This window comes from Nocardia sp. BSTN01, assembly GCF_015354405.1.
Lineage (GTDB): Bacteria > Actinomycetota > Actinomycetes > Mycobacteriales > Mycobacteriaceae > Nocardia.
The window spans coordinates 130,092-151,017 of record NZ_JADKYP010000007.1; the positions used below are offsets into that span (position 1 = coordinate 130,092).

At 65.5% G+C, this 20,926-nt stretch carries 21 protein-coding genes; 9 read left to right on the forward strand and 12 right to left on the reverse strand.

The window, feature by feature from the left end:
- Nucleotides 1-6: 6 nt before the first annotated feature.
- The 6 genes from IRT45_RS09220 to IRT45_RS09245 are packed head-to-tail and all read right to left on the reverse strand — an operon-like array spanning nt 7 to nt 5,199.
- The gene (locus tag IRT45_RS09220) at nt 7-765 is read right to left on the reverse strand and encodes an SDR family NAD(P)-dependent oxidoreductase (protein ID WP_194805452.1); all 759 of its coding nucleotides are present in this window, start codon (nt 763-765) and stop codon (nt 7-9) included.
- Between the two features lie 2 nt (nt 766-767).
- A complete protein-coding gene (locus IRT45_RS09225; RefSeq protein ID WP_194805453.1) occupies nt 768-1,172 on the reverse strand; it encodes a MaoC/PaaZ C-terminal domain-containing protein in 405 nt (134 codons plus the stop codon).
- The gene (locus IRT45_RS09230; RefSeq protein ID WP_194805454.1) at nt 1,169-1,615 is read right to left on the reverse strand and encodes a MaoC family dehydratase N-terminal domain-containing protein; all 447 of its coding nucleotides are present in this window, start codon (nt 1,613-1,615) and stop codon (nt 1,169-1,171) included. The genes IRT45_RS09225 and IRT45_RS09230 overlap by 4 nt, the downstream gene beginning before the upstream one ends.
- Nucleotides 1,612-2,514, reverse strand: a complete 903-nt coding sequence (locus tag IRT45_RS09235; RefSeq protein WP_194805455.1) for an SDR family oxidoreductase — start codon at nt 2,512-2,514, stop codon at nt 1,612-1,614. The genes IRT45_RS09230 and IRT45_RS09235 overlap by 4 nt, the downstream gene beginning before the upstream one ends.
- Nucleotides 2,515-2,544: 30 nt before the next feature.
- Entirely contained in the window at nt 2,545-3,756 is a 1,212-nt protein-coding gene (locus IRT45_RS09240) for an acetyl-CoA acetyltransferase (RefSeq protein ID WP_194805456.1), read from the reverse strand.
- 27 nt (nt 3,757-3,783) lie between these two features.
- The gene (locus tag IRT45_RS09245; RefSeq protein WP_194805457.1) at nt 3,784-5,199 is read right to left on the reverse strand and encodes an OB-fold domain-containing protein; all 1,416 of its coding nucleotides are present in this window, start codon (nt 5,197-5,199) and stop codon (nt 3,784-3,786) included.
- Between the two features lie 175 nt (nt 5,200-5,374).
- Between IRT45_RS09245 and IRT45_RS09250 the strand changes: the two genes are divergently transcribed.
- The 7 genes from IRT45_RS09250 to IRT45_RS09280 all read left to right on the forward strand — a co-directional run bounded on the left by IRT45_RS09250 (nt 5,375) and on the right by IRT45_RS09280 (nt 12,191).
- Nucleotides 5,375-7,681, forward strand: a complete 2,307-nt coding sequence (locus tag IRT45_RS09250; RefSeq protein WP_194805458.1) for an acyl-CoA dehydrogenase — start codon at nt 5,375-5,377, stop codon at nt 7,679-7,681.
- 32 nt (nt 7,682-7,713) lie between these two features.
- On the forward strand, nt 7,714-8,232 hold the full coding sequence (locus IRT45_RS09255; RefSeq protein ID WP_194805459.1) for a DoxX family protein: 519 nt from the start codon (nt 7,714-7,716) through the stop codon (nt 8,230-8,232).
- Between the two features lie 8 nt (nt 8,233-8,240).
- The gene (locus tag IRT45_RS09260; protein WP_309240864.1) at nt 8,241-9,458 is read left to right on the forward strand and encodes a CaiB/BaiF CoA-transferase family protein; all 1,218 of its coding nucleotides are present in this window, start codon (nt 8,241-8,243) and stop codon (nt 9,456-9,458) included.
- 36 nt (nt 9,459-9,494) lie between these two features.
- Nucleotides 9,495-10,652 carry an acyl-CoA dehydrogenase family protein gene (locus IRT45_RS09265; protein WP_194805461.1) on the forward strand — a complete coding sequence of 386 codons (1,158 nt, stop codon included), beginning with the start codon at nt 9,495-9,497 and terminating at the stop codon, nt 10,650-10,652.
- A gap of 114 nt (nt 10,653-10,766) precedes the next feature.
- Nucleotides 10,767-11,291, forward strand: coding sequence for a TetR/AcrR family transcriptional regulator (locus tag IRT45_RS09270; RefSeq protein ID WP_194805462.1), 525 nt, complete (start codon nt 10,767-10,769; stop codon nt 11,289-11,291).
- Between the two features lie 100 nt (nt 11,292-11,391).
- The gene (locus tag IRT45_RS09275; protein WP_194805463.1) at nt 11,392-11,859 is read left to right on the forward strand and encodes a hypothetical protein; all 468 of its coding nucleotides are present in this window, start codon (nt 11,392-11,394) and stop codon (nt 11,857-11,859) included.
- Between the two features lie 188 nt (nt 11,860-12,047).
- A complete protein-coding gene (locus tag IRT45_RS09280) occupies nt 12,048-12,191 on the forward strand; it encodes a hypothetical protein (RefSeq protein WP_194805464.1) in 144 nt (47 codons plus the stop codon).
- A gap of 69 nt (nt 12,192-12,260) precedes the next feature.
- On the opposite strand, the gene IRT45_RS09285 is transcribed toward IRT45_RS09280, so the two are convergent.
- Together IRT45_RS09285 and IRT45_RS09290 are read right to left on the reverse strand one after the other, a co-directional pair.
- Nucleotides 12,261-13,403 carry an acyl-CoA dehydrogenase family protein gene (locus tag IRT45_RS09285; RefSeq protein ID WP_194805465.1) on the reverse strand — a complete coding sequence of 381 codons (1,143 nt, stop codon included), beginning with the start codon at nt 13,401-13,403 and terminating at the stop codon, nt 12,261-12,263.
- A 56-nt stretch (nt 13,404-13,459) separates the two neighbouring features.
- Complete coding sequence (locus IRT45_RS09290; RefSeq protein WP_194805466.1) at nt 13,460-14,611, reverse strand: acyl-CoA dehydrogenase family protein; 1,152 nt, start codon at nt 14,609-14,611, stop codon at nt 13,460-13,462.
- A gap of 177 nt (nt 14,612-14,788) precedes the next feature.
- Between IRT45_RS09290 and IRT45_RS09295 the strand changes: the two genes are divergently transcribed.
- Together IRT45_RS09295 and IRT45_RS09300 are read left to right on the forward strand one after the other, a co-directional pair.
- Nucleotides 14,789-15,691, forward strand: coding sequence for an SDR family NAD(P)-dependent oxidoreductase (locus IRT45_RS09295; RefSeq protein WP_194805467.1), 903 nt, complete (start codon nt 14,789-14,791; stop codon nt 15,689-15,691).
- 7 nt (nt 15,692-15,698) lie between these two features.
- Nucleotides 15,699-15,890, forward strand: coding sequence for a hypothetical protein (locus IRT45_RS09300; protein WP_194805468.1), 192 nt, complete (start codon nt 15,699-15,701; stop codon nt 15,888-15,890).
- Between the two features lie 82 nt (nt 15,891-15,972).
- Here IRT45_RS09300 and IRT45_RS09305 read toward each other — a convergent pair whose 3' ends face one another.
- From IRT45_RS09305 to IRT45_RS09320, 4 genes are read right to left on the reverse strand one after another with little or no spacing between them, the layout of a single operon-like run.
- Nucleotides 15,973-16,815, reverse strand: coding sequence for a mycofactocin-coupled SDR family oxidoreductase (locus IRT45_RS09305; RefSeq protein WP_194805469.1), 843 nt, complete (start codon nt 16,813-16,815; stop codon nt 15,973-15,975).
- A gap of 32 nt (nt 16,816-16,847) precedes the next feature.
- A complete protein-coding gene (locus IRT45_RS09310) occupies nt 16,848-18,101 on the reverse strand; it encodes a cytochrome P450 (RefSeq protein WP_194805470.1) in 1,254 nt (417 codons plus the stop codon).
- Entirely contained in the window at nt 18,098-19,774 is a 1,677-nt protein-coding gene (locus IRT45_RS09315; protein WP_194805471.1) for an AMP-binding protein, read from the reverse strand. Before IRT45_RS09315 ends, IRT45_RS09310 begins: the two co-directional genes overlap by 4 nt.
- Nucleotides 19,771-20,622, reverse strand: coding sequence for an SDR family NAD(P)-dependent oxidoreductase (locus IRT45_RS09320; protein ID WP_194805472.1), 852 nt, complete (start codon nt 20,620-20,622; stop codon nt 19,771-19,773). Before IRT45_RS09320 ends, IRT45_RS09315 begins: the two co-directional genes overlap by 4 nt.
- Nucleotides 20,623-20,926: the final 304 nt, after the last annotated feature.

The window sequence follows — 20,926 nt, forward strand, 5'->3', positions numbered from 1 at the left end:
AGCTCCTCAGACCATGGTCAGGCCGCCGGACACCGACAGCGTCTGGCCCGTGACGTATCCGGCCCCCGCGGAGAGCAGGAAGGCGACAACCGGCGCGACATCGTCCGGCTTGCCGATCCGGCGCATCGGGATCGCCCGCGCCAAACCGTCGTAGAGCTTCTGGCTGACGGAGGCAACCTGTCCGAGCAGTGCCGTGTCGGTCGGGCCCGGGCACACCACATTGATGGTGACCTGATGCTTGGCGACCTCGCGCGCCAGCGCCTTCGAGAAGGCGATGACGCCGCCCTTGGTCGCCGAGTAGACGACCTCGCCGGACGAACCGACTCGACCGGCATCCGAGGCGATATTGACGATCCGGCCCGCCTCGCGCTCGATCATCGCGTCCAGCACGGCCCTCGTGAACTGGATCGTGCCCTTGAGATTGACGTCGATGAGCCGGTCCCACGTCTCCGGGCGAGACTCGACGAACGGACCGATGACATCGATCCCGGCATTGTTCACCAAGCCACCGATCGGGCCGAGTTCACGCTCCACCGTCGCCACCGCGAGCTTGACCGAATCCGCATCCGCGACGTCGACACCGACGCCGACCGTGCGGACCCCGTACTTGGTGGCCAGTTCTCCCGCCAGGGCCTGTGCCTTGTCCTGATTCAGATCCGCGACGGCGACGTCGGCACCTTGAGCCGCCAGTTCCTCGGAGATCGCGGCCCCGATGCCGGCGGCACCGCCGGTCACGGCGACGACCGTCCCACTCAATGTGCCCATCGTCATCCGACCTTCGCTGTGGCGGTGCCCGATACGACGGTGGCCCCGCTCTGGTTCTTGGTGACGAGTTCGAATCCCGCCACTCCGTCGGCAACCGACGTGACGGTCGCGGTCGTGGTCAGGGTGTCGCCCGGCCACACCTGTGCGGTGAAGCGCACACCGTAGCTGAGCAGGTTCTCCTCACCTACCCAGTCGCTCAATACCCGGCCGGTCAGCCCCATGGTGAGCATGCCGTGCGCGAAGACGCCCGGGTAGCCGGCCACCTCGCGGGCGAAGCGTTCGTCGGTGTGCAACGGGTTGTAGTCACCCGAAGCACCGGCATACTGCACGATCCGGGTGCGCGAGAGATTGTCGACGACGACCGCCTCACGCACCTCGCCGACCGTCACGGTGTGTGTCGCCGTCACTGTTCCTCCTTGGGGGTCTTGAGAACCGAAACCGACCGAGCGGTAACGACGAGATCGCCCTGCTCATCGCGGAATTCGGTGAGGGTTTCCGTGAAACGCAGGGTTCCCGACCTGCCGGTCTTCTCCCAGGTGTCGCCGGTGCGCACGGAACTCGACAGAACGTCACCGACACGCACCGGACGGTGGTAGGTGTAGTGCTGTTCGGCGTGCAGGGCACCGCCACCGCCCGGCATCGTGCCGGCCTCACGCGCCGATCCCCACCAGGGCTCGACGCCAGGCCGCAGCCGGTGGCCGGGCTCGAACTGTGACGAAGCCTGCACGAAGGTCGGCGGCGCGACATGCTGACCGGCCGTGTCGGCGCCCGCTTCCGCGTCCGGATACCCGACCGCACGGCGGAACATGAGCACATGCCCGGCCTCGACCGGAAAACGCTCGACGGTCACTGCTCGTCCTCGCTCAGCCATGGCTGCCCGAGCTTGAATTCGACGTCCGCGAGCCGCGGCGCTTCCTTCTCCAGCTCATCGAGCGTCCAGCGGTGGTCGGTTTCGATCTTGTCGACGATCGACCACGGCTGGAACAGATGGACCGCCCCGCCGTGCACGTAGAACGCGCGCCCACTCAGTGGGCAATTCTCGGTTGCCAGGTACGCGACGAACGGCGCGACATTGGCCGGATCGTCGGGATCGAACGCGCCGTCGGCGGCCTCACCGAGGAACTGCTCGGTCAGCCGGGTGCGGGCGGTCGGGCAGATCGCGTTCAGGCGCACGCCGTAACGGCCCAATTCCATCTGCCCGATGATGGTGAGGCTGGCGATCGCGGCCTTGGCGGCACCGTAATTTCCCTGCCCCGGATTACCGAACAGGCCGGATGTCGATGCCGTGTTGATCACCGCCGGAGCCAGGGTCTTGCCGTCCTTGTGCGCCGCACGCCAGTACTGCCCGGCGGCGCGCAGCGGCATGAAGTGGCCGCGCAGATGGACGCGGATCACGTCGTCCCAGTCCGAGTCGGACATGCTCACCACGAGCCGGTCCCGCAGAATACCGGCGTTGTTGACCAGCACGTGCAATTCGCCGAAGGCATCGAGCGCGGTGTCGATCAGGCGCTGGGCGCCGGCGGAGTCGGTCACGTCGTCACCGTTGGCGACGGCCTCACCACCGGCGGCCCGGATCTCCTCGACGACCGATTCGGCCGCGGTCAAGTCCTGACCCGAGCCGTCCGAGGCTCCGCCCAGGTCGTTCACGACGACCTTGGCGCCTTCCGCCGCGAACAGCAGCGCGTGCTCGCGACCGATACCGCGGCCCGCGCCGGTGATGATGGCGACCCGTCCGTCCAAATGTCCCACGATGTGATTCCTCTCGATTCTGTGCAGTCTTTATGCGCTCGGTTCGCTGCCGACCACGGAAACGAACGACACGCAGTCACCGGGCACGCCGCCGAGGTTGTGCGTCAGCGCGAGCTTCCTGCCCTCGGCGAGGCTGGCGATGGTGCGCTCGGCGGGCGCCTCGCCGCGCAGCTGCAACCACGCCTCGAACATCATTCGCAGTCCCGACGCACCGATCGGGTGCCCGAACGCCTTCAACCCACCATCGGGGTTCACCGGCAGCTCACCGCCGAGGTCGAAGACACCGGCCTGCACGTCCTTCCATGCCTGGCCGCGTTCGGAGAAGCCGAGGTCCTCCATCAGCACCAACTCGGTCGGAGTGAAGCAGTCGTGAACCTCCGCCATCGCCAGCTGGCTGCGGGGGTCGGTCACACCTGCCTGCGCGTACGCGTCGGCGGCCGAGGCGGCAACCTCCGGGAAGGTCGTGAAGTCGTAGTCGGAGCGGACCAGACCGGCGGCGGGACCGGCCACGAAGGACAGACCCTTCACGAAGATCGGCTTGTCGGTGTAGCGATACGCGTCCTCCGCGCGAACCACAATCGCCGCGGCGGCACCGTCGGAGACGCCCGAGCAGTCGAACACGCCCAACATGCCGGCGATCGACGGCGACGACTTGATCTTCTCGATCGGCACTTCCTTACGGAATTGCGCACGAGTATTCCGAGCGCCGTTGAAGTGGTTCTTCCAGGCGATCCGGGAGATCACGTCCTTCAAGGTGTCCTCGTCGACGCCGTACTTCTTCGCATAGGCGGGCGCCAGCAGCGAGAAGTTGGCCGGCGCAGTCGCTTCCCCGCGACCGTCGTCGCCGGCTCCGGCGACCGGCGTCGGAACCAGACCCGAGAATCCGGTGTCCTTGAGCTTCTCGACACCCGTCGCCATGGCGACGTCGTAGGCCCCCGAGGCAACCGCGTAGCACGCGTTGCGCAGCGACTCCGAACCGGAGGCGCACATGTTCTCGACGCGCGTCACGGGCTTGTACTGCACCTTCAAGGGCCGGGAGAGCACCAGACCCGAGATCCCGGCACTTCCCAGCGTGCCGAGCCAGTAGGCGTCGATGTCGTCGGCGGTCACATTCGCCGACGCCAGGGCTTGGGTGGCCGCGTCGACGAGCATGTCGTCCGCCGACCGGTCCCAGTGTTCGCCGAACGTCGTGCATCCCATGCCGACGATGGCGACTTTGTCACAGATACCGCGTGATCCCACGATCTTCTCCTCCAGGCCGGTGCCCGCTCAGCGCGCCGGACGCGCTTTCCAGAAATAGTTGTGAATGCCGCCCGAAGTGACGATCCGGCGGAAGGTCATCTCGACTTCGGCACCGATCTGGACGTCATCTGGTGACGCGTCCGTGAGTTCGCACCGGAACCGGCCCCCGCCCTCGAAATCGAGGACGACGAGCAGCAGCGGCGGGCTGGGGGTGAACGCCAACCGGTCCACCGTGTAGGTCGCGATGCGCGCCCGGACACCCGCCATCGGCACGTCGACCGACTGATCGATCGCCTGGCAGTTGGTGCACACCTGGGCAGGCGGCAGATGCCGCTGGCCGCACGCCGTGCATTCGCCGGCGATCAGACCGAACTTCCAGCGCGCCCGGCGCTTCGACGGCGGCGCGTACGGATGTTCGGCATCGGGGCGGCGGGGCGGCTCCTTGGTGAGGAAACCTCGCCAGGACAGGAAGGTGGCATAGCTCAACGTGTCGTCGCCGGAGGCGATCTGCGCCGCCACGGACCGCGCGGGACGGTTGGCCGCCAGCGCCTCCGTGGTACGCAGCAGGATGACACTGACCCCGTCCGCCACGACGACCAGCGCGATGAGCGCGTCCGGTTCGGCGCGGTCGAGCACGTCGGCCAGGAGAATTCCCGGTTGCGCGGTACCGGCGTTTCCGATCACGCCGGTGAGGGAGTCCACCGCGGCCTCGGGGCGAGTGCCCAGCGAGCCGGCGATCCTGGCCGTGGATCGACCGTGCAATCCCGAGACGATCAGATGGTCGACCTCCGCGGGTGTCACCCCGCTCGCTTTGCACGCGTCGGCGAAGGTCTGCACGGCGAGCGGGACGTAGACGTCCTCACCGAAACGCTCTTCCCAGACCCGTGAGGAGGGATCGCCGGGCATACGCCAGCGCTCCAGGACCTCGGTGCTGGCGTGCACCGCACCGATCTGCTCGGCGAGCACGGGGACGGCCGGGTCGCTGCTGAACACGAATGCCGCGGCGCCGTCGCCACCATCGCGTTCGTCGGAACCACCGGGCAGACCCGTCCGGATGTCGGCCGATACCGCGACCGCCGCGCCGGCACCGTCCGCCGCGCGGGCGGCTGCCATCAGAGCGGCCACACCGGATCGCACCGCGCCGGCCATATCCGCGGCGAAGGCGTGTTGCGGGAGATCGAGAGCCGCGTGCACGGCTGTCGCATTCGTCTTGTCCGCGTATGCCGGGACCGCCGTCGCGAAGTACAGGGACTCCACCGTCGACGTGTCGACGTTCGCGAGCGCTTGCCGTGACGCTTCCACCGCCATCGAGGTCGAGTCCTCGTCGTAGGAGGCCACGGCTCGCGTGCCACGCCCTCCCCCGGAACCGAGCACCTGCCCGATTGCCGCGCGCTGCAAGCGGTAGTGCGGGATATGCACCCCGTAGGCGACCAGCCCTGCCATCAACAGACCTCCATGTTCACCGCGATTCACCGTCACGATATCGTTAAATAGTACACCTATTTGATGTGGCACTGACCACATGCCGGAGTTGCACGAACGCGACTTTATGATAGAAACTATCAACTTGCAAATGTGTCACACATCGTCCGATCCCGGTCGATAGAGGAGCCCCCAGATGAGCCTGACGCTGACCGAAGAGCAGGTGGAACTACGTTCCGTCCTGCGCGATTTCTTCACGAAGCGATGCGATGAGGACGCCGTGCGTCAGCACCTCACCTCGACCGACGGGTACGACGCAACCGCGTGGAAACAGTTAAATGAACAAATCGGGGCGCTGTCGCTGGCGGTCCCGGAAGATCTCGGCGGCGCGGGGTTCGGCTACCTGGAGTTGGGCATCGTGCTGGAAGAATCGGGCCGCGCGCTCTACAGCGCCCCGCTGCTGTCCACGGCGCTCGCCATCGAAGCCGTCATCCAGAGCCGCGATACCGCCGCTATGGCCGAATATCTCCCCAGGCTCGCGAGCGGTGAGCCGGCTACCATCGCCTTCGTCGAGTCACCCGGCCACTGGGCGGTGACGGACATCGAGACACGCGCGGAAGCCACCTCCGACGGATGGATCCTCAGCGGGCGCAAATGTCACGTCATCGCCGCGCAGCAGAGCTCGGTGATCCTGGTCAGCGCGAAGACCGACCAGAGTGTGAGCGTTTTCGCCGTCGATGCCACGGCCCCGGGACTGTCGATCACGCCCACGCCCACCGTGGACCAGACCCGTCGCCAGGCACACATCGCGTTCGACCGGACGCCCGCGCGGCTGGTGGGGTCACTGTCCAGCGGGTCGTCGATCGTGCGTCACACGCTGGACGCCGCGGCGATATTCCTCGCCGCCGAGCAGGTAGGTGGCGCGTCGCGGGCGCTGGACCTCGCGGTCGAATACTCCAAGACACGCGTCCAGTACGGCAGGTCCATCGGTTCGTTCCAAGCGCTCAAACACCTCTGCGCGGATTCGCTGGCCGAGATCGAAACCGCTCGATCAGCCGTGTACGACGGGCTGCGCGCGTTGCAGGACCGCGCACCGGATCTTTCGCCGGCGGCCGCATCGGCGAAGATCTTCTGTTCGGAAGTCTTCGTCTCCACGGCTCGCAACTGCATACAGATTCACGGCGCGATCGGCTTCACCTGGGAACATTCCGCGCATCTCTACTTCAAGCGCGCGACCTCCGCGCACGTCCTCTTCGGTACTCCGGCGTGGCATCGGCAGCGGCTGGCCGACCTCCTCGACACCTTCCGTGATCGGACGGTATCCGCCGACACGAGCGCCGACACGCCCGAGGAAGCCGAATTCCGCGCGCAGGCCCGGAAGTGGTTGGCCGAGAATCTCGTCGGCGAGTTCGCCGAACACCCGTCCGTGGGCAGCGCCGACGACGGTGAGCATTGGGAACTGCGGCTCGCGTGGGAGAAGAAACTCTCCGCGGCCGGCTGGCTGGGCCTGACGTGGCCGGCCGAATACGGCGGCCGTGGGCTGCCGCTCTCCTACGAGATCATCTTCTCGGAAGAATCCGCGCGTGCCGGGGCGCCCTACCGCGTCGGCGTGCACGGCCAGGACCTGTTCGGCCCCACGCTGTTGATGCACGGAACCCCCGCGCAGAAGAAGCGGTTCCTGCCCGCCATCCTCGCGGTCGAGGAGTTCTGGGGACAGGGTTTCAGCGAACCGGAGGCAGGCTCCGACCTGGCCTCACTGCGTACCCGGGCCCGCTTGGAGGGCGACGAATGGGTCATCGACGGGCAGAAGATCTGGATGACCCTCGGCCACCACGCCGACTGGATGTACGTACTGTGCCGCACCGATCCGCAGGCGCCCCGGCACAAGGGCATTTCGTTGCTGGTGATTCCAGCGCATCAGCCGGGCGTCGAGGTTCGTCCGATTCGGAACATGGCGGGCGAGGCCGACTTCTGCGAGGTGTTCTTCAACGGGGCGCGTACTGCCGCCGATTGCGTGATCGGACCGGTCAACGAGGGCTGGCGGGTAGCGATGAGCGCACTGCAGGTCGAACGCGGAAGCCTGCTGATGCCGGTCCAATTCGGTTTCGAGCGCGAGATCGACGAGGCGCTGGAAATCGCGCGCACCGCATCGGTTCCCGACAGCCTGCGCGATCGCTTGATCGACGCATGGGTGGCCGTCCGGCTGATGCGCGCCACCAATCTGCGGACCATCGCCGAGGTCAGGCAAGGCGTGACTCCGGGCTCACAGGCGACCACCAGCAAACTGTTCGCCTCGGTTCAGCATCAACGGCTTCTCGATCTCGCGGTCGAGTTGCTGGCCGAGACCGGAACCGTGGCCGGCCCGGACTACGAGCTGCACCCACTCGTGCGGGCCTCCCTGCATTCCCGTGCCGAGACGATCTACGGCGGAAGTAGCCAGGTGCAGCGCAACATCATTTCCGAGCGCCTGCTCGGGATGCCACGTGAGGCCCAATCTCGTTGATACCCAACCGATCACGCTGACATGGAGATCCGATGAGTACCGATCCGACCGCGTTCGACGCGGGAATCTGCCTGCTGAGAATCGTGGCGGGCACGACCATGGCCGCACACGGCTGGCAGAAGTTCTTCGCCGGCGGACGCATCCCGGGCACCGCCGGCTGGTTCGACAGTATGGGCATGCGGCCCGGCCGGGTTCATGCCGTCGTCGCCGCCGGGACCGAGGTTGCGGCCGGAGTGATGCTCGCACTGGGCTTCGCGACTGCCGCGGCGGGGGCCGCCTTCGCCGCACTGATGCTGGTGGCGGCGTGGACGGTGCACCGCGCCAACGGCTTCTTCTCCGTGCGATCCGGGTGGGAATACAACCTCGTCCTGGCGACGATCGGCGTGGCAGTCGCCACGACCGGAGCCGGACGGTGGTCGCTGGACCACGCTTTCGGATGGACGAATGCCATGTCGGGCGTTCCGGGATTCGTGATCGCGTTCGGCGGCGGAATCGTGGCCGGCATCGGCCAGCTGGCAATGTTCTACCGGCCGGCGGCCGCGGCGGCATGAGGAGTGAAGTGAGCAACCAGGGCCCGCTGACAGGGATTACGGTGGTCAGCCTCGAGCAAGCCGTTTCCGCGCCGCTGTGCACCCGGACGCTGGCGGATATGGGCGCCCGCGTCATCAAGGTGGAAAATCCCCACGGTGGCGACTTCGCCCGCTACTACGACGATGTCGTCAACGGAATGGCGGCGCACTTCGTATGGCTGAACCGCAGTAAGCAGTCGATCACTCTCGATCTCAAAACCACGGCAGCACAACAAGTTCTGGGCCGTTTGCTGCAGAACGCCGATGTGTTCGTCACCAATCTCGCCCCCGGGGCGACACACCGGCTCGGCTTGGACCCCGATACCCTCGCGCGAACCCACCCACACCTGGTCACCTGCGAGATCTCCGGGTACGGCGACGACGGGCCGTTGTCGGGCAAGCGTGCGTACGACCTGCTGGCCCAGGCAGAATCCGGCGCCTGCTCGATTACCGGCTGGCCCGACGCTCCCGCCAAACCCGGCCCGCCGATGGCGGACTCGTGCACCGGGCTCTACGCCGCGATCTCGATCCTGGCGTCCCTTCAGGAACGCAAGGACACCGGGCGCGGCAGATCGATTTCCGTGAGCCTGTTCGACACCATGGTGGAACTCATGGGATATCCGCTGACCTGGAGTCGGTACACCGGGACGGATCAGCATCCGGTGGGCCTCGGCTCGCCCGCGGTAGCGCCGTACGGGGCCTACCGGACCGTCGACGGCCACACCGTGATCCTGGGCACCACCAACGACAACGAGTGGCGGCGTCTGGCGACGAATCTGCTGAACCGCCCGGACCTGGCGGCATCGGAACGCTACCGGCGCGGACCGGATCGCGTGGCCCACCGAGACGAACTCGACGCCGCCATCGGGGCCTGGTGCGCAGAGAACACCCTTGCCGACATTCAGGACGCCGCCGACGCGGCCGGTATCGGCAACGCCCGGTACAACACGACGACCGATGTGGTCGCCCATCCACATCTGGCCGCACGCGATCGGTGGCGAGAGGTGGATTCGCCGGTGGGTCCCGTGGTCACCCCCCTGCCGCCGCCGATCATCGCGGGACTCGACCCCGTCCTGGGACCGATTCCGGGCCTCGGCGAACACACCGACCTGGTGCTCGAGGACCTCGGCCTGGACGAGTCCGACATCCACGCGCTACGCCGAGACGGTGCCTTCGGCCCGCCGCGGCACGCCGACGAACTCCACTGACCTTTCGACAAGCTATACCCGGAAAGCGAGACCGACATGGACCCCGAAGACCTGGCCGACGTCGTTGCATCGGTGCGGAAATTCGTTCGTGACGAGGTAGTGCCCCTCGAGGAGCGGATCGATGCCGACAACGAGATCCCCGAACACATCGTTCAGCAGTGCAAGAAGATGGGGCTGTACGGCTTCACCATTCCCGAACAGTTCGGCGGGCTCGGGCTCAACACGTACGAGGAAGCTCAGCTCATGTTCGAGCTCGGCTACACCACGCCGGCTCTGCGCTCACTGTTCGGCACCAACAACGGCATCGCCGGTCACGTCCTCCTGGAGGGCGGTACGGCGGAACAGAAGCGCGCCTGGCTGCCGATGCTGGCCTCGGGCGAAGCCACGGCGTCGTTCGGCCTCACCGAGGCCGATGCCGGATCCGACCCCGCCACGCTCAAGACCGTCGCTCGACGGGACGGCTCGGATTGGGTGATCAACGGAGCCAAGCGCTACATCACCAACTCGCCGGTCGCCGACGTGTTCATGGTCTTCGCGCGGACCAACCCCGACGCCCCGGGCAGCCGCGGCATCACCACCTTCCTGGTGCCGAAAGGTACGCCGGGTCTGTCGGTCGGCCCGAAGGACCACAAGATGGGGCAGTTCGGTGCCTGGACCGCCGATGTGTACCTCGATGACGTCCGGGTGCCGGCGGAATCGGTCATCGGCGGGGACGAGGGTGTGGACAACGGCTTCCGCATCGCGGCCAAATGCCTCGCTCACGGTCGGGTGCACATCGGAGCCCTGTGCGTCGGTATGGCCGGCCGATTGGTCGAGGAGTCGGTCGAATTCGCCCGGACCAGGCAATCGGGCGGAAAGCCGATTGCGCGATTCCAGCTGGTTCAGGGGCTGATCGCCGATTCCATCACCGACTACCGCGCCGGCCGCGCACTGCTGTTGGATACGGCGCGCGAGTACGACGCGGGAACCGATCGGATCAGCGGCCCGGCAACGGCCAAGTACTTCTGCTCGGAAATGGTCGGACGCGTCGCGGACCGCGCCGTTCAGATCCACGGTGGCGCGGGGTACATGCGCGGCGTGGCTGTCGAGCGCTTCTACCGCGATGCGCGACTGTTCCGGATCTACGAGGGCACCAGCCAGATTCAGCAGGTGATCATCGCCCGAGCCGCACTGGGAGACGCGGCACGCGGCTGATACTTATGATCATCTCGAGTTGAGATTTCCCATCAGGGCGAGAGGTAGCCATCGGTGAGCACGCTTCGAGAACGAAACCGGCTTCGCGCCCGCGCCGAAATCGCGGCGTCGGCGATGGCATTGATCGAGCAACAAGGGTACGAAGCGACAACCATCGAACAAATCGCCAAGGCGGCGGGCGTTTCGACCGCTACGTTCTTCCGGCACTTCCCGAACAAGGAGGATGTTCTCTTCGCGGACGAGGATGTCTCTGCCGCGATGATGGTGAACAGGGTGGCGAGTCGATCCGACCCCTCGCTCGATGTAGCCGCACTCGCCGAACCGATCGCCGAATTCGCCACCGAACTGCAAGACGAGCGGACGCTGCGGCTCACACATTTGGTGATGACCAACCGCTCGCTCGAAGGGCGCAGCTTGCGCATGCGGTTGCGCTGGGAGCGCGAGATAGCTCGCCGGCTCGCCGCCGAGGCGGGGGTGGCCGAACCGACCAGCCAACACGCGTTGGTCGCGGCCATCTCCATCTCATGCTTGACCACCGCTCTGCGGTTCTGGGACAGCGACAGCCATGCAACGGGTCTGGCCCCCCTCGTTCGGCAGATGTTTCAGCAGGCGATTCTGCTGTCGAGCCGGCATACGTAACAGTCGGGTTTCCTTACGAAGCCGGAGACCGCACAGCCTGGCGAACCTGCGGTAAATAGATATACTATTAATCTCATTGAGCCGCAGGATGGGAGGGCCGATGGGTACGCCGGCCGAAAACAGTCGACAGGATCTGCATCCCGAAAGCCGGGAGGTGATCCGCACTGCTGGGGCAATTCTCGCCGAGCATGTGCGCATTCGGATCCTGAGGAGCCCGCGACCGGTCTTCCTGTACCACGTGACGCGAACCTTCGACGAACTCAACACAGCCCTCGCCGCGTCTCACCTGCCGGTACCGACCACACCCGCCCAGCGCCTCTGTTTGCATCTGACGGTGGCGTTCGCACAACACCTCAGTGGTGGCGCCAACGATGAGATCAACAGTCTGCACGCACTGTTCGAACGTGCCGCGGCCGCGAACGACGAGTACGGTCCCCTTCTCGAAATAGGCCGTACATCGCCGCAATCCGGCGAAATCTTCGATTTCGTCGCCCTGTGCGGGGCCCTCACCTCGGAGGGAATGAGCCGATTCTTCGCCCCGTTCGAAACCGGCGGCCGAGCCGCTTGACCCGAAAGGGAGCACAATGATCATCGATCTCGTGGATCCGATTCAGCATCTGGTGACCGCCATCGCCTACCTGCTCCTACGCGGCCAATTGCCGCCGCTCACCTAGGAAGAACGCGATGTCGACAGGATCTCAACTCTCCGAACGAGGTACCGGGTTATGCCGTGTTCGGATCTTCGCGAATGGCCTCATGCTGCAATTCCGCGCATCCGTCGAGCAAGCCCGCAACTTCACGACTGCCGTGAACGGCTGGCCCTCGCGATTCCATATCCTGATCGACCACGAGGCCGATCCGGATCTTCCCTGGCTTCCGTGCCGCAACCTCTGGGACTGAGTCAGCGAAGACGGGAAAGCGGCCGATCCGCCGGATCGGCCGCTAGCACATCCCTGACAGGCCCGTCCCTTACAAACCCATCGAACGGCCGATGAGGTCCTTCATGATCTCGTTCGTGCCGCCGTAGACCCGCTGCACTCGCGAGTCGCGCCACAACCGCGCGATCTCGTACTCGTTCATGTAGCCGTAGCCGCCGTGCAGCTGCAGACAGCGATCGAGAATCTCCCACTGGGTCTCCGTGGTCCACCACTTGGCGCCGGCGGCTTCCTCCGGCGTCAACTCCCCCGCGTTGACCGCGATGATGCATTGGTCCAGATAGGTCTGCATGACTTCGATCTTGGTCCGCACCTCCGCCAGGAAATGGCGGTTGACCTGGAATTTTCCGATCGGCTGCCCGAATGCCTTACGTTCTTGCGCATAACCGAGGGTCAATTCGTACGCGCGCCGGGAGCTCGCAACCGCATGCACCGCGATGCCCAGCCGCTCCTTGGGAAGGTTGCGCATCAGCTGATAGAAGCCGCGATTCTCCTCGCCGATGAGGTTTTCCACCGGCACGCGGACATCCTCGAAGTGCAGCTCGGCGGTGTCGGCCGAAAACTGGCCGATCTTGTCCAGCTTGCGGCCGCGGGTGAAGCCCGGCATGCCGGACTCGACCGCGATCAAGCTGATACCCCGATGACCGGCCTCCGGATTCGTCTTGCACGCGACGATCACGAGGTCCGCCAGCAGGCCGTTGGAGATGAACGTCTTCGAACCGTTGATGACGTACTCGTCACCCTCGCGTCGCGCCATGGTGCGAATCGAACTCAGATCCGAGCCGGCACCCGGCTCGGACATGGCGATCGCCGTGATGATCTCTCCGGAGACGAATCCCGGCAGCCACCGGCGTTTCTGCTCCTCGGTGGTCAGGTCGACCAGGTAGGGCGCCACGATATCGTTCTGCACCCCGAAGCCGACGCCGACCGATCCGGTCAGCCAGAACTCTTCGTCGAGGATGGCATTGAACCGGAAATCGACGATGCCCGCGCCGCCGAACTCCTCGGGGACCTCCCAGCCGAGCAGGCCGAGCTCGCCGGCCTTCAGCCACACGTCGCGACTGGTTTTCCCGGCCTTCTCCCACTCGTCGACGTGGGGCACGCATTCCTTCTCGAAGAAGGTCCGCGCTGTCTGCCGAAACTGCTCGTGCTCGGGCTCGAAGATGCTGCGCCGCATGACTTCCTGTCCTCCAGTTCCGCTCCAACGAAGCGGTAAATAGATTAACTAGTTTACTAATATGATCGCAGACCCATGCTTCGCGCAATCGCATTGCGCTGAATCTGGCTCGTACCGCCCGAGATGGTGGTGACGATCGATTCCCGGTAGCGGAAACTCATGACGCTTTCGGTCGAGAAGCCGTGCGACGCCATCACCTGCATGCCGAGGCGGGCAGCCGCGACGTAGGTCTCCGAGCCCTTCAACTTGGCCATCGCGCCCTCGCGGGAACACGGCTTCCCCTGGGCCAGCAGCCACGCGGCCCGGTGAGTCAGGAGCCGGGCGGCGTCGATGTCCATCTGCAGATCGGCCATCTGATGGGCGAGGGCCTGGAATTCCCCGACCGGCCTGCCGAAGGCCTTGCGCGTCTTGGAATAAGCGAGCATGTCGTCGAGCGTCGCCTGGGCCGCCCCGACATAACCGCCGGACAGCAGCACCTTCTCCAATTCCAGATTGGACAGCATGACGCCCCAGCCCTTGTTCTCGGGTCCGACGAGGCGATCCTTCGGCACCCGGACGTCCACCAGGGTCACTTCGGTAGTGCCCAGCAGATGCCGCGCCAACGTGGGCATGCGGCGGATCTGCACACCCTCTGCGGCCGGGTCGAGCAGCAGCAGGCTCAGACCCTCATGTTTGCGAGAGGTCTGTTCCGTGCGGACATACATGGCGATGGTGGTGTCCGGCTGACCACCGCCCGTGCACCACATCTTGTGCCCGTTGACGACGTAGTGATCACCGTCGTCGACGGCCACGGTTCGCAATGCCGCGGCATCGGAACCGGTATCAGGCTCGGAGATGGCCACGGCAAGGCGATGCTTACCGGTCATGACCTCGTCTCGAATCCACCGCTTCTGCTCGTCGGAGGCCCATCGGAAGACGGTCAGGCCCGGAATGAGCACACCGATGAAGGACATCGCCACATCGAAACTCGCGCGACCGAGCTCCTCGGCGATGATCGCCAACTCCACCGGGCCGCCGCCGTCACCGCCGGCCTCCTCCGGAAACGGCATCGCGAACCAGCCCATGTCGGCGTATCCACGCAACAGTTCCGCGGGAAGCACCTCGAGCTCGTCCCACTCCTTCGCCCGCTCGGGCGGGCACACCGCGGTGACGAAGTCCCGCGCCGATTTTCGGAGCATCTCCTGCTCGTCGGTCAGTCCGAAATCCACGTCTCCGATCCCCTTCCAGCCACACACTTCACTGAGCCAAGCACATATTTAACTAACTAATTATACTATAAGCTTTCCATAGGGCGTTCGCCATGCTGGGCATCGCGATCTCGCTCACAAGCCGGCGGCGACCACCGCCGCCGGAACCTATGACCCGTATTCGAAAGGGATTGAGTGATGGGACTTCTCGACGGACGTGTCGTCATCGTGACCGGTGGCGGCCGCGGCATCGGCCGCAGCCACTGCCTGGAACTCGCCGCTCACGGCGCCAAGGTCGTGGTGAACGACCTCGGCGTCGGGCTCCACGGCGAGGACTCGGCGGAAACGCCGGGCGAGGCAGTCGTCAACGAGATCAAGGAATTGGGCGGCGAGGCCTTCGCCGATCGCACCAACGTGACCGATTGGGACGGCGTCGCCGACCTCGTCGCCCGCACGGTGGATACCTGGGGCCGGCTGGACGCGGTGGTGAACAACGCCGGCATCGTGCGCGATCGCATGATCACCTCGATGTCCGAACAGGACTGGGACGCCGTGATCGCGGTGCATCTCAAGGGCACCTTCAACATCACCAAACACGTCTGCGACCACTGGCGTGCCGTCGCCAAGGCCGGCGGTTCGGTCAGCGGCCGGATCGTCAACACCACATCGGGTACCGGTCTGTTCGGCAACGTCGGCCAAGCGGCCTATGGCGCGGCGAAAGCAGGCATCGCCAGCCTCACCACGATCACGGCGATGGAGATGGCCCGATACGGAGTCACCTGTAATGCCATCTCACCGCTGGCGTTCACGCGGATGACGGAGGGATCGGTGATGTCGAACCGCGAGCAATCCAGCGGCTGGGACCCGATGGACCCGTCGGCTTCCTCTCCGGTGGCCGCCTGGTTGTGCTCCGAGGAAGCCGGCTGGCTGAGCGGCGCGGTACTGCGCGTCAACGGCAGCACGGTCGCCCGGGTGAACCCGTGGGCGATCGACGCTACGGCGCGAGTCGATTCGCGCTCCGGCGAACGGCTGACGGTCGAGGAGATCGGACCGGGCCTGCGTCGTGCCTACGGCGTGATTCCCCGCGGGATCGGCGGGTGAGCACATCATGACCCACGAATTTCCGCTCTACGGGGTCAACTGCGTGATCTGCGGACGTCCCGGCGTCGCGTTCGTTCCGGACGTGGGGGTCAAGCACATGTCCGGCTGGTGCCGATTCCCGGCCGCCGACCGGTCGTTGCGCACCCTACTGCGCGCCGAATTGGCCGCGTCCTCCACCGGACTGGCGCGGTCCGCGTAAGGTCCGTCCGGCATATGCGCAGGTGGCCCGCCTCGAACGAATCGAAGCGGGCCACCTGGCTGCAGGGTCGGGCTGCAGGGGGTCAGAACGCCTTGTTGGTCATACCTTCATCCACCGCCAGCACCTGTCCGGTGACGAACCGGGCCTCGTCACTGGCGAAGAAGAGCACCGCGTTCGCGATGTCCACCGGATCGACCCAGGGCTCCCCCATGGGCATCATCATGGCGAACACCGGCCGCGCGTCCTCGAGGGTCGGGTTCTCGAGATCCGGCCGGAACAGCTTGAAGGTCTCCTCGTTCTCGGTGACCATCGGGGTGCCGACCGTACCGGGAGCGATCACATTGACTCGAATACGCTGCGCGGCAAGCTCATTGGCGAGGGTCTTGCCCAGGGCGACCACACCCGCCTTCGACGCGTTGTAGTCACCCAGGTTCTGCGGGCTCTTGAGCCCGGCGCCCGAAGCGGTCAGCACGATCGAGCCGCCGTTGCCCGCGGCGACGAGCGCCGGAACCGTGACCGCCAGGGTGTTGAACACACCGGTGAGGTTGACGTCCAGGACACCGGACCACTGCGCGGGGTCGATCTCCCACAGCGGTCGTCCCGGCGGCGAGATGCCGGCACTCGCGCAGACGATGTCCAGGCGTCCGAACTCCGCCAGTCCCTGGTCCAGGGCGGCCTGCAGCGCGGCGCGGTCGCGCACGTCGGCTTTGACACCGATCATGCGCCGACCGGCCTTCTCGACCAGGGCAATGGTTTCGTCCAGGTCTGCCTGGGTGCCCATCGGGTACGACGCGTAAGGGTCGGCGGCCAGCGAGTCGACGCCGATGATATCGGCCCCCTCCTCCGCCAGCCGTATCGCATGTGCGCGGGCTTGCCCGCGCGCCGCGCCGGTGATGAACGCGACCTTGTTTTCGACACGTCCCATGGTGTACTCCTTTGTCTCCGATGGCACGGGGGTCAGTCGACCGTTTCTGTGGTGGGCGCGGCGAGCCGCGCGCCAGGGGTGAAGGTGGCAGGAACGCTCAGGAATCCGTTGACCGTTCCGATCGAGTGGTACTTCTGGGCGCGCTCGTAGTCGACGACGAAATCGGGCATACGCGTGAGGACGCCCTCGAGCATCGCGCGCAACTCCACCCGAGCGAAGTTCGATCCGAGGCAGCGGTGGTGCCCGACGCCGAATGCCAAGTGGCGGTTGGGGGCTCGATCCAGCTGAACCTCTTCGGGCGCGTCGAATTCGTCCGGATCGTGGTTGGCGGCGGCCCAGCTGAGCATCACCCGGTCACCTTCGCGCAGACACTGGCCACCGACTTCGACGTCTTCCCGCACTGTCCGCGCGTTGTTCTGAGTCGGGCTGAAGTAGCGCAGGAATTCCTCGATCGCCGGCTGCAGCCGATCGAAGTCCTCGGCCAGGTAGGCCCGTTCTTCGGGGTGACGACTCAACCATTCGACGACATCGCCGAACAACGAGGTGGTGGTATCGACCCCACCCGCCACGATCAGGAAGCAGATCTCGGTGATCATCTGTTCCGACAGCGGCTCGCCGTCGACCTCACACTGAGTGAGGTAGGTGATGAAGTCGTCGCGGGGCTCACGCCGACGGTCCGACACGTGCTCGTACAACCGGCCCGCCAGCAACATCAGATCGGTGATCGCCTGGTTGTGCCGATCGGACCCCTCGGGAGACATGAAGTCGTGGAAAGGCAGAGCGTAGGTTCGCCATTCCGACTCCGGGAGTCCGAGCAGCTTCATGGTGAACCGCCCGGGTACCACGGCCCCGAGGTCGTAGATCAGGTCGCACTCGCCCTTCTCGATGATGAGGTCGAGCTGCTCGTCGACGGCCTCGCGCAACCACGGCAACCACTTCTGCGCCGCACCGGGCGTGAACGACTTCTGAAGCAGGTTGCGGATAACGGTCGCTTCCGGCGGGTCGAGTTCCAGCGGGATGGCTCGCATCGGCGCCTGCGGGATGGCGATTCCGCCATACCCGTTACCGTCACCGGAGACGTCGTGCTCGGTGGAGAAGTGGTCGCTGTCGCGCGCCGCAGTGCCGACATCGGCGTGTTTGGTGAGCACCCAGAAACCATCGTGCTCATCGGTCCAGGCGACCGGGCAGCGGGACCGAATGCCGTCGAGCGTTTCGATCCAGTTCTCGGCATAGTGGTTGGACTGATGGTCGAAGTCCACAGTGGGACGGGTGTCCGAACTGGTCATGCTTTTCCTGCTTTCACTGGCTGGCGCGGGCTGCCGGCGGGCCGAGTGGGTTCCCAGTCGGGTGCCGCCACCGTCCGGTCCCACGTTCCGGAACCGACACCACGCTCGCGCAGTTTGAACTTCTGAATCTTGTTGGTGGGCGTCATCGGGAATTCCGACAGCACCTCGACGTAGCGCGGCACGAAGAAGTACGGCGCCTTCGCGTCGATGAACTTGCAGAACTCGAGCGGGTCGATCTCCACGCCGTCCTCGACCAGGAGGTAGGTCATCAGCTCCTCCTCGTGCTCGAGTTCGGCGACCTTGACACCGACGGCCGCGACGTTCACGACGCCCGGGAACTGCCGCGCGATGTGCTCGACCTCGAAGGTGGCGGTGTTACGGCCCTTGTGGCGCAGCGAGTCCTTCTTACGGTCGACGAAGAAGACCTCGCCGTCCTCATCGCGGCGACCGAGATCGCCCGAGTGGTGCCAGAAGTTGCGGAACGCCTGGGCGGTTTCCTCCGGCTGGTTGAAGTAACCCGAGAATACGGAGAAGGGCACCTTCGGCCGGACACAGAACTCGCCCGGCACGCCGACGCCGACCTCCTCGTCGTTCTCATCGAGCAGTTTGCACTCCACGAGGTCGTCCGACAGCGGAACTCCGCAGGATCCCGGCTTGAGGGTCATGGCCGAGGTCGCCAAAGTGGCGCCCATGATCTCACTCTGGCCGAATCCGCCCGCCACCAATTCGATGCCGAAGCGCTCCATGAACGCGTCGAGGATCTGGGGCACCATCGGATTCATCACCAGGGTGCGCAGCGGGTTGTCGGCGTCGTCGGGCCGGTTCGGCTGCTGGAACAGGTAGATGTGCATCGTGCCCAGCGTCATCGTGTGATTGGCGCCGAAATGCCGGATCCGGTCCCAGAAATTGGTCACCGAGAACCGCTTGTCGATACATGCGGCGTTCGCGGTGATGAGCGCCGGGAAGACATTCATCAGCCAGCCGCCGGAGTTGTACATCGGCATGCAGTAGTAGAACCGCTCACCGTCGCGCACTCCGCCGCGGAAGACCTCGTTGTGGCGCTGCGGCCACAGCATCCACGCGGCATGCGGCTGCATGACCCCCTTGGACGGCCCGGTGGTACCCGAGGTCCAGAGCACCGCGCTGGTGTCTCCGTGATACAGCGTCGGGAACCGCGCCGGTGGCTGATGCTTCGCGAAGGTCGCCAGGTCGTGCAGTGTCACTCCCGGAATATCGATTCCGTCGATGCCACCGTTCACCACGACGTGTTCCACGGGGATCTCGTCGAGCGCGGCCACTTCATCCACGAGGTGACGGTCCACGACCAGAATCCGCGAATTGACCGACCGCAGCAGCTCCCGCAGCCATTCACCGCGATATTCGGTCGACAGCGGCGACCAGATACCGCCGATCCGGTTGATACCGAAGGCCGTGACCGCCAGCGTGGTGGAGTTCTCCATGAACAGCGCCACGGTATCGCCCTCGGACAGACCCAGTTCCGCGTAGGCACCGGCATGGCTGTCCGCGAGCGCGTCGACCTCGGCGTAGGTCAGCGAACCGCGGTCGTCGACGAGATATTCACGGTCGCCGAACTGCTGTGCCTGCAGGCGCAGCACGTTGACCGGGATCCGGTGCTCGACATTGCCGAGCGGATCGATGGTGATGGCGCTCACTGGTTGCCCCCCATCGTCCACTGACCGGAAACCGTCATGTACAGCGACATATCGGTCATCAGGCCCGCGGCAACACCCTTGTCGAGGTGGATGTTGGCGGCGGTCATCATCGACATGTCGTCGGAGGCCAGATGAGAGATCGCGGCACCGATGCGCTCGGCGGGTTCCTCGAGCGCGCCCTTGAGCTGCGCCTGAGCCTCCAGCTGCTCCGGGGTGGCCGGGGCGCCGGTGACATATTCCAGCACGCCGGCGGTGACCGCGTCGTTGGTGTCACCGGGAACGGCGCCCAGCAGAATGGTGTTGGCGCGCACACCCCACATCAGGTATTCGATCGCGAGGGTGCGGGTGAACTGCGTGATGGCGGCCTTCGACGAGTTGTAGGCGGCCATCCGGGACAACGGCACCTCGGAGTTCATCGACGAAATGGTGAAGATGACGCCGTCGTGCTGGCTCATCATGTAAGGCAGTACGGCCTTGGACGACAGGAAGGTGCCCGTCAAGTTGGTCGTGACGATCTGGTTCCACACGTCGAGTTCAACCTCGTGCGTGTCGATAATGGCCGGGTTGCCCACAATGCCGGCGTTGCAGACCAGAACGTCGATCCGGCCGTACGCGTCGTTCGCGGCCTCGGCGAACCGCTCGCAATCCGCCTCGGACGTCACATCCGACTGGACGAACAGCAGTTCGCCACCCGACTCGCGGACCGACTTCTCGAGTGCCGCGCCTTCTTCCTGGCGCCGACCGGTCGCGACCACGCGCGCACCCCGGCGCGCGAGCTCCTCAGCGACTCCGCGACCGACACCGGACGTAGCGCCAGTGATGATCACGACCTTACCGGCGATGCTCACCTAAAACCTCCATGCATGGGTGCCCCGCCGAGGCGGCAGTTCACGGCACTGTGATACAGACAACTATTTATATCTCTTAACTGATTCATCTACAAGACCCTCGCTTGCCCGTGGACCATCTCCGAGCGGTCGCCTGATGCACAGGCAGCTGTGGCAGAAACTTGCACTTGAGCAACCATCTCGCCCGCGAGCGTGGCGTTTCGGCTAGCCTGACCGTCGGACAGCAGCTGTCAGGGTAGTATAGTGCAATTAGTTAAATCAATCACCCAAACCCGGTCGGTAGCCGCATCGTGCGGCCTCGAGC